Raw genomic sequence first — 7,928 nt, forward strand, 5'->3', positions numbered from 1 at the left:
GTCTGTGCCGGGACAGTTCTTTGTGCTTTTTTCTCGTTCGCCTTATCCTGCAAGACTTCTTTGATGGGCTGCTTCTTGGGCGGCTCTTTGCTTTCCTCTGTGCCGGGTGTGGCTTTCCGTACCCAGTAGCGGATGTCCCGCAGCTTCTTCAAATCCTCCTGTACCTCGGTCAGTGGTACTTTCAGCTCTGCGATTTCGCTGAGAAGCGTTTCCTGCTCCTGTTGCAACTCATTTTTCGTTTTATCCTTATCGTCCGGGTGCTTGGCAAGGTAGTCAGCGGCTTTCTCATACCGGGCAACCTCCGGGTGTTCCTGTTTGAATTTCCCCTTTATTTTCTTAAAAAATATCTTCTGGTACTTCTCATAGACAGCCTTACATTCCTTGCAGTCTGTCCGGCTGGCAAGAATCCCGTCAATCACTTTGCTCCGGGCTTCCTTTGGCTTCATCTGATTGCGGTAATCTGCGGCTGATTTCCCGGAAGATTCCAGAAACGCTTCTAAGTCCTCCACAGTGGAAAGCCCCTTTTGCCGGAGATAGGACAGGGCTTCGCTGACTGCCTTTAAGTCCTGTGAAGTTCCCCGGTTCTGTCCAGCCCTTGTCCAGTCCTTCCGTTCTTCCTTTCGTATCTCCATATACTTCATCAGCAGATTGGGAAGAAGTGTCGCTTCCTCCGCCGCCTTTTGTGCAAGCAGCTCCTTCCGTTTTTCTCCCAGCTCGGTAATCCAGCCTTTGAGGTTTTGGATAAGCTGCCGGATGGACTTCATCAGGCGGTTGGCGGCTCTGATTTCCCGGTTCAGGTTGCCGATATTCGTCTGGATACCTCGCTTTTCCATCTGCCGGACAGCAGTCCCCTCATGGACAGTGGGGACTATATCAAGCCCCTGTCTGGCATAGGAACGCAAGTCCACACGCTCCGGGCGGTCATTGGCGTCCAGATAGCGGTTCTGGATAACCTCCCATTCATGCCGCCAGATTTCACAATACTTCTGGTCGTTCCAGTCCACCGTATCCTCCTTGTGGCTTTTCCACCTGCCGGACGGCAGCTTTATCCGTTCCCCATTCTCGTCAAGGTCATAAACCTTGCGGCTCTTGGGAAGCCATTTTCCATGTTCATCCATTGCCCGCATGGTCAGCAGGACATGGGCGTGGGGATTGTGTCCCGGCGGATGGGGGTCATGGATGGCAAAATCAGCAATCATGCCTTTGGAAACAAACTGCTGTTCACAAAACTCCCGTACAAGGACAGCGTACTGGTCGGGCGGTATCTCTCTGGGAATGGTAAGCACCCACCGCCTTGCAAGCTGGGAGTTCCATTGCTTTTCCACCGCTTCGGCGGCATTCCATAAAGTATTGCGGTCTGCATATTCCTGTGGAGCATTTGCCGGGAGCAGGATTTCATTGTGGACGATACCACGCTTTTCCGGGTAGTGCTTTACTTGCTGGTCGTATTCACAGAACAGCTTTTCGCCGCTTTGGTAAGCAGCGGCGGCAACCGCAGACTGCCGCTGGCTGCGCTGAACAATCGTGATTTCGTTGTGTGGACAAGGCATTTCGTGTCCCTCCTTTCGCTAATTGGTGGATGGGGTGGCGTTTTACCACCTCATTTTGGGCAGAAAAAAAGCAGGAGACCTTTTTCAGATTTCCTGCTCGGTGTGCCACTGTGTGAGCGGCGGGTATTTAGTTGTAAAAGTTCGGGACAAGTTGACCCGATGTAAAGCTAACAAACTGGAATTGCACCAAAACAATCTAAGACAACAACGCTGCCCTACTTGCGATTTTTTCTTGTACTGCGGAAACAGTTTCTTGAATGGAATAAGTGGTCGTATCTATAACATTCGATTCATATATTCCCAGATTGCAAAATTGCTCCCACATGGTTTCTACCAATTCGATATTTGTCTTTCGGTCTAACTTTGAGCGTTCAACAGCTCGCTTCAAGGTTTCTTCCTTACTTGCCCTTAAAATAATATAATGCACCTCATAATGTTCCCGAACAAGACTTTGCCACGGCTTTAAAAACCACGGTCCGATAATACCGTCAACAATTACATCATATCCACCACGAGCATATCGCTTCGCAGCTTCTAAAAACGCTTCAATGACAATCAAATTTTGCTCATTTGATTCTGGCAAATGCGGTGGTATTGCCCCTTTACTCAAATAATGATAAAAGTCATCTGTGTGCATATGCACAGACTTTTCCAAATCTGATTCTTTTGCAACAGCAGATGCCGTTGTAGTTTTTCCTGTCCCCGGCGCACCTGTGATTACAATAATTCTACCTTGATTCATCTATATTTTACCTCCACAAATTACGATTTTCTTAATTCTACAAACTGGAATTTGAGTCTCTGTAAAGCTGGAATTAACCCATACAATTATTTTAATTTAGAGGTTCTTACGCAATTATCCGTATTTTGTAATTTTTCAATACTGGAATGCCAGTGTAAATCAGCATTCTCCATTTTTATTAAAGCGAAAAACGTAAAATTGCGGAAGAACCAATTTAGATATTCACAATTTTACTTGCCACAGTATCTCGAAAAACACTGTCATGTTCTACCAGGAGCATGGTCGGGGCAAACTCCGTTATGAGTTGTTCAATCTGCATACGTGAGTACACATCAATAAAGTTGAGCGGTTCATCCCATACATACAAGTGTGCCTTTTCACAAAGGCTTTTCGCAATTAGGACTTTCTTCTTTTGCCCGCCAGAAAAGTCTTTAATATCCTTTTCAAACTGTACACGCTCAAAGTCCATTTTCCTAAGAATTGCCTTGAACAAACTTTCATCAAGGTTGTTTTCTTCTGCAAACTCGGAAAGGGTTCCACATAAATACGATGTATCCTGTGGCACATAAGAAATTACAAGCCCAGAGCCAAGTGTTACTGTACCCGTATAATCTATGGACTGCCCGACTACCAACTTTAACAGGCTACTTTTGCCACTGCCGTTCTTTCCATCAAGCACAATGCGTTCTCCCTGTCTTATTTCAAACGAAACGGGTTCACAAACTGAAATGCCATCATAATAAACTACTACATTCGATAATGATGCAAGCAAATCTGTATGGTAATTAAGCGGTTGTATCTTGAGGGCTTCTGCGGTTTCCATATTTTTCAGCAATGCTGATTTTTGTTCGATTGTCTGTTGTTGTCTCGCTTCTATAGATTTTGAACGCTTCATCATTTTGGCGGCTTTATGACCGACATAACCTTTATCTGCTGCCCCAATTTTGGAAGCTTCTACACGTTCAGACCATACTGCAGCGCGTTTTGCCGACTGCTGTAATCGTCTGATGTCCTTTTGCAAACGTTCGTTCTGAGCCAGTTCAAATTCTTGCTGTCGCTCAAAATTTGACATCCATGATGAAAAGTTTCCTCTTTGCACTTCGATATTCGCTCGGTTAATCGATAGAATATAGTCAACACAATCGTCAAGAAAGCGACGATCGTGAGAAACTAAGATGAATCCCTTTTTCTTTTTCAGATATGCCGCCACACTTTTTCTCGCTTTGGCATCCAAATGGTTGGTAGGTTCATCAATCAGTAGGAAATGCCCTTCATTAAGAAAAAGAGCGGCAATCAAAACCTTTGTCTGCTCTCCGTTGGAAAGTGTTTCAAAAGGTCGCCAAAGCACATCGACATCAACATCAAGATAAGAAAGTTCTCGCATAAGTTCCCATTCTTCCGCAAGTGGGCAAATCTCCTGCAATATATCCTCTGTAATACGATTCTTATCTGAAACGGGATAAGGAAAATAATCAAACTGTACGGATGATAGGATTTTTCCACTATACTCATATTTCCCAAGCAGAAGATTCAGAAAGGTTGTTTTACCTCGTCCGTTTCTGCCCACAAAATCAAGCTTCCAATCGGTATCAACCTGGAAACTGACATTTTCAAAAACATTATCATAACTTGTCGGATATGAAAACGTAAGGTTTTCAATTTTAATCATTGACATAAATATTATCCTCCTTTGCATGTCATACGATACAAAGTCGGTTCGGTGAATGTTTACTACGTATAGATTTCACCAAAAGGAACCGACACTATACGGAGTGAATCATGTGTAACTATCTGTTCTGCACTATTCATAAAGCACCTCCAAAACAAAATAAGAGCCACAAGAAAGTTTATCCTTGCAGCTCGTCATAGCATAAAATAACACCACTAAGCAAAAGTGGCAACAGCACTATATTGAGTAAGATAGACATATAACTTTCTTGCAATAGACACAATAATGCCAAAGTATAGCACTACCGCATATTTTGATTTTATTTGCAAGAAAAGTTAATCATCTTCCCACCTCTTTCTAAATTTCAAAATATTATACCATAAATCGCAGGCAAATACAAGTGGTTATAAAAATTTAACAAATCGCTTATAATACAATCATATAACTTTACGCATTCCTTACTGACCGTAAAATTCCGATTTATTGCTGACTTTATTATACTTTATTGCCTATCGAAAAGATAGCATATTTTATGAAACTTGTCGGCTGGGAACAGCTTGCAACGCAAGGTGTCCCCAGATGACAAGTCCACAAAAGGGTAGCTGGCGGTAGCCAGCGCAGGGGAAGCGTAGCGTCCCCTGTATGATTTGGAGCAGACCATGACTGCGAAAAATCACAGCCCTCCGGCAAGGAGCCTTCGGAGAACGCAATGCACCAACCTTTGGGTGGTGTATAATTGCGCCCTTAGTAAACTAAGGGGTTTCCGGCTTCTCACGTTCCAGCAGTTTCTTCAATAGTTCCTGCGTGTCCTGCCTGTGAAAAATGAGTGTCAACAACAGCATGACATCATCATCTGTCAGGCGTTCCGGCTCTTGCAGAAAACTTTCCAGCATACCGCCACGAGTACAGAGCCGGTGTGTCCGTTCTTTTCGGGTAAGCTGCTTTAGCTGGTGCTGCAATGCCTTTTCATCATTGATGGCTTTCCGCAGTTTCTTTTCACTCTTTTCCAACTCTCGGTTGAGCTTTTCCAGCTTTGAGGTATCAGGCAAGGGCAGCGTCCTCCTTTCCCGGTATCAGCACATAAATCCTGTTTGGTTCTCCAACGCCCTGACGCACTCGCATGATCAGTCCGGCGGTTTCCAGTTCATTCAGAGAACGCTTGACCGTCATGGGGCTGCGGGACAGGACTGCGGCAATGGCTGTGACAGGGAAGCAGATAAACAGGATTCCGTTCTCGTCCTCCTGTCCGTTGGATAGCATAGCGTCCAACATCCGGCAGTACATGACCTTTGCGGTGCTGCTGACTGGAAATCCTGTCAACGCTCTGGGAAAGGGCATACAGGGCGGCAACGGTGTGCCTATCGTCATAAATTCAAAATTCATTCGGTGTGTTCCTCCTTTTTCTTTGCTCTTTTGGATAAATAACGGGGGCAGTCAACCACAACCGCCCGGAAGCTCTGCTTGCACCCATGCTTGCATTTCCGGCATAATTCGTTGTAAGTGACACGCCCCCGGTCATTGAGGTAAAAAGAAAGCTCATGCTTCCTCTTTTTGCTCATTCTCGGCATATTGCGTTTCCTCCCGTTTTAGTGTATAGTTTCGGGGCGATTTTCGGCAAAATTACGGTCATAGAGCCGTCTAAAATCTCCAGAAGTATCAGCAATAGGGTAGACTATCCCCCTATCAGATTGTCGTGTTTCGGTATCATTTCGGTATCAGTTCGCCAGTTCTCCCCGGTGTCGTTCCTCCCCTGAATCTCACAGCGGCGTATTGCTCCCTTTGGTACGCTCGTTTCGGTCAGGGTTCCTCCATATCCCTGCCAAAAGTCATGGCGCTACATCGCCGGGGAAGCATATCCCACACAGGCTGGTCATTCGATTGGAATAATCCATCGATGAACTACCTGTATCATAGAACATTTTTGTGCCCTGTGCCGTATGTCCACAAAGTAGGAATTAAGGGTAAAAATCAGAAATTTCCACGATTGCGGAAAGTATGATATAATCCAGTTAAGCGGCAGTAATGAAACCGCCGGAAAGGAGCGTGCGCCCATGAAAGGAGCGACAAGCATACAGGAACGCCTTTGGGAACTCCGCAAGGACAAAGGCTTAAATCTGGAAGAATTATCAGAGCTGACGGGCATTTCCAAATCAGCTCTTGGCAGTTATGAAAAAGAGGATTATAAGGAAATCAATCATGGCAACCTTATCACGCTGGCAGACTTCTATGGGGTTTCCGTTGATTATCTGCTGTGCCGGACAGAGAACCGGGAGCAGATCAACACGCCACTAACAGAGCTGCATTTGAATGATGAGATGGTGGCACTTCTGAAAGGCGGTCGGATTAACAACCGTCTGCTCTGTGAGCTTGCCACTCATAAGGACTTTATCAAGTTTCTTGCGGACATTGAGATTTATGTAGATGGGATTGCCACCATGCAGATTCAAAACCTCAACGCCCTTGTCGATACTGTCCGGCATGAAATCATTGAACGGTATCGCCCCGGCGAAGACGACCCGCATTTGAAAGTGCTGCAAGCCGCCCATATCAGCGATGATGAATATTTCAGCCACATGGTTCTTGATGACCTCAATCTCATTATCCGGGATATTCGGGAAGCCCACAAAAAGGACAGCGAGAGTGCGCCCCAGACCACCGTTGCCGATGAATTGAAAGAAAATTTGGAAGCGGTTGAAAATTTCAAGGGCAGTCGGGATGAAAAGCTGGTTGTCCTTTACTGCAAGCAGCTCGGCATCAACTATAAAAATCTGTCAGACGAAGAATTTCGCTGGCTCATTCGGATTCTACAAAAATCAAAGAAAACAGGAACTCCTATCAGTCAAAGGAAAAAACGGTAAAGAAAAACCGCTGTTGCATGGTTGTGTTTGCTTCCATGTAGCAGCGGTTGGTGCTATACTTATTCAGTTAAAATTTCAAAGCGATAAAGTGGAATTTATCTTAGAAATTACAGCAATGTTATTTTGATAAACTTTCAAGAATTGAAATATCATGCTTATCTTTATCTCTTAATTCATAACCTGAATGGAAAACTCTTTGGCCTTTTAAGGATATACAAGGAATTGTTTTTCCTTCAAAAAAAGCACTACCAAAGTAATCTTTTTCAAACTCATACCAGCCACCCTCTAAATCAGCTTGTTTTGAAGTTCCGTCCTCACTTAAAACGAACGGGTGAATGTCTAAGTAACCAAGTTCATCACTATATAACTCTATTCTAACCGGTTTCCAGTCTGTATCAATTTTATAGCCCAGATTCAAAAGCACATTTAACAATTTTTCCGTATGTTGAGCATCAAAATTTATATCTATATCTCTATGAATTCTTGTTTGTTTACCAGCTAAAATATCTACACCCCATCCGCCATCCAACCAGTATGTAATTCCAGTATTTTCGAATAATTCTATTACTTTCATTAAATCTTCTTTTGTTGTTATTTCTTTTCTACCCATACAAAGTCTCCTTTACAACTTCTAATTTGTAATAATCATTCTACCATACCGTTATGAATAAATCATCTCATGTAAAACAATTTCTTCTGCCCGGTTGTGAATGTTATTGCAACGCTGCACCCATTCCATTTGACGGGTACGCTTCAATTCCTCGGTCACGCCCTCGGCAGCTTTCATCTGCTCCATGATGGTGTCTAACCGTTTCTGTGCCTGTTCGTTCAGGTCTGCAAGATATGTCCACAATTCCCCGGTCAGGGTCAATGTGTGTAATCTGGCTGGGCAGACTTCTCTTAAATATTCCCGGTGCATCCGTCCGTACTTTCCGATGGGGCGGTGTTCCTCCGGCAACTTCAAGTCCGGGATGTAGTAATCTCCAACAAGGATATAATCAATTCCGTTTTCTTTTATTCTTGGTTTCAATTCGCTCATGTTCCTTACCTCCTGTGGAAGCAGGCTCGTCTGGTACTAACTCAATCACATCGGTAATCTCACAATTCAG

Annotated in this window: 9 protein-coding genes and 1 pseudogene; 1 reads left to right on the plus strand and 9 read right to left on the minus strand. The window is 44.3% G+C overall.

All coding sequences use genetic code 11. The annotated features are described in order from the left end of the window. The 6 genes from mobQ to C7386_RS12815 all read right to left on the minus strand — a co-directional run. The coding region (gene mobQ, locus C7386_RS12790; RefSeq protein WP_116705695.1) for a MobQ family relaxase at positions 1–1,550 on the minus strand (1,550 nt) is incomplete at its 3' end. A gap of 196 nt (positions 1,551–1,746) precedes the next feature. Beyond that, a complete protein-coding gene (locus C7386_RS12795; RefSeq protein WP_002584326.1) occupies positions 1,747–2,292 on the minus strand; it encodes a P-loop nucleotide/nucleoside kinase family protein in 546 nt (181 codons plus the stop codon). 214 nt (positions 2,293–2,506) lie between these two features. Next, positions 2,507–3,967: an Lsa family ABC-F type ribosomal protection protein gene (locus C7386_RS12800; protein WP_116705696.1), complete on the minus strand. Its 1,461-nt coding sequence runs from the start codon at positions 3,965–3,967 to the stop codon at positions 2,507–2,509. 746 nt (positions 3,968–4,713) lie between these two features. Further along, the gene (locus tag C7386_RS12805; protein ID WP_002584328.1) at positions 4,714–5,010 is read right to left on the minus strand and encodes a DUF3847 domain-containing protein; all 297 of its coding nucleotides are present in this window, start codon (positions 5,008–5,010) and stop codon (positions 4,714–4,716) included. Continuing rightward, positions 5,003–5,344: a replication initiator protein A gene (locus C7386_RS12810; protein WP_002584329.1), complete on the minus strand. Its 342-nt coding sequence runs from the start codon at positions 5,342–5,344 to the stop codon at positions 5,003–5,005. The genes C7386_RS12805 and C7386_RS12810 overlap by 8 nt, the downstream gene beginning before the upstream one ends. Continuing rightward, positions 5,341–5,529 carry a hypothetical protein gene (locus C7386_RS12815; RefSeq protein ID WP_002584330.1) on the minus strand — a complete coding sequence of 63 codons (189 nt, stop codon included), beginning with the start codon at positions 5,527–5,529 and terminating at the stop codon, positions 5,341–5,343. The genes C7386_RS12810 and C7386_RS12815 overlap by 4 nt, the downstream gene beginning before the upstream one ends. 483 nt (positions 5,530–6,012) lie before the next feature. Here C7386_RS12815 and C7386_RS12825 point away from each other — a divergent pair, with 483 nt between their 5' ends. Beyond that, positions 6,013–6,819, plus strand: coding sequence for a helix-turn-helix domain-containing protein (locus C7386_RS12825; RefSeq protein WP_002584331.1), 807 nt, complete (start codon positions 6,013–6,015; stop codon positions 6,817–6,819). 118 nt (positions 6,820–6,937) lie between these two features. On the opposite strand, the gene C7386_RS12830 is transcribed toward C7386_RS12825, so the two are convergent. From C7386_RS12830 to C7386_RS12840, 3 genes and pseudogenes are all read right to left on the minus strand, one after another. Beyond that, a complete protein-coding gene (locus C7386_RS12830; RefSeq protein WP_002584332.1) occupies positions 6,938–7,429 on the minus strand; it encodes a nucleotidyltransferase domain-containing protein in 492 nt (163 codons plus the stop codon). A 51-nt stretch (positions 7,430–7,480) separates the two neighbouring features. After that, entirely contained in the window at positions 7,481–7,858 is a 378-nt protein-coding gene (locus C7386_RS12835) for a TnpV protein (protein ID WP_002584333.1), read from the minus strand. Then, positions 7,818–7,928: pseudogene (locus C7386_RS12840) on the minus strand (helix-turn-helix domain-containing protein); the annotation flags it as partial. The pseudogene C7386_RS12840 and the gene C7386_RS12835, both read right to left, overlap by 41 nt.

The sequence above is a fragment of the Agathobaculum butyriciproducens genome, assembly GCA_003096535.1.
Lineage (GTDB): Bacteria > Bacillota > Clostridia > Oscillospirales > Butyricicoccaceae > Agathobaculum > Agathobaculum butyriciproducens.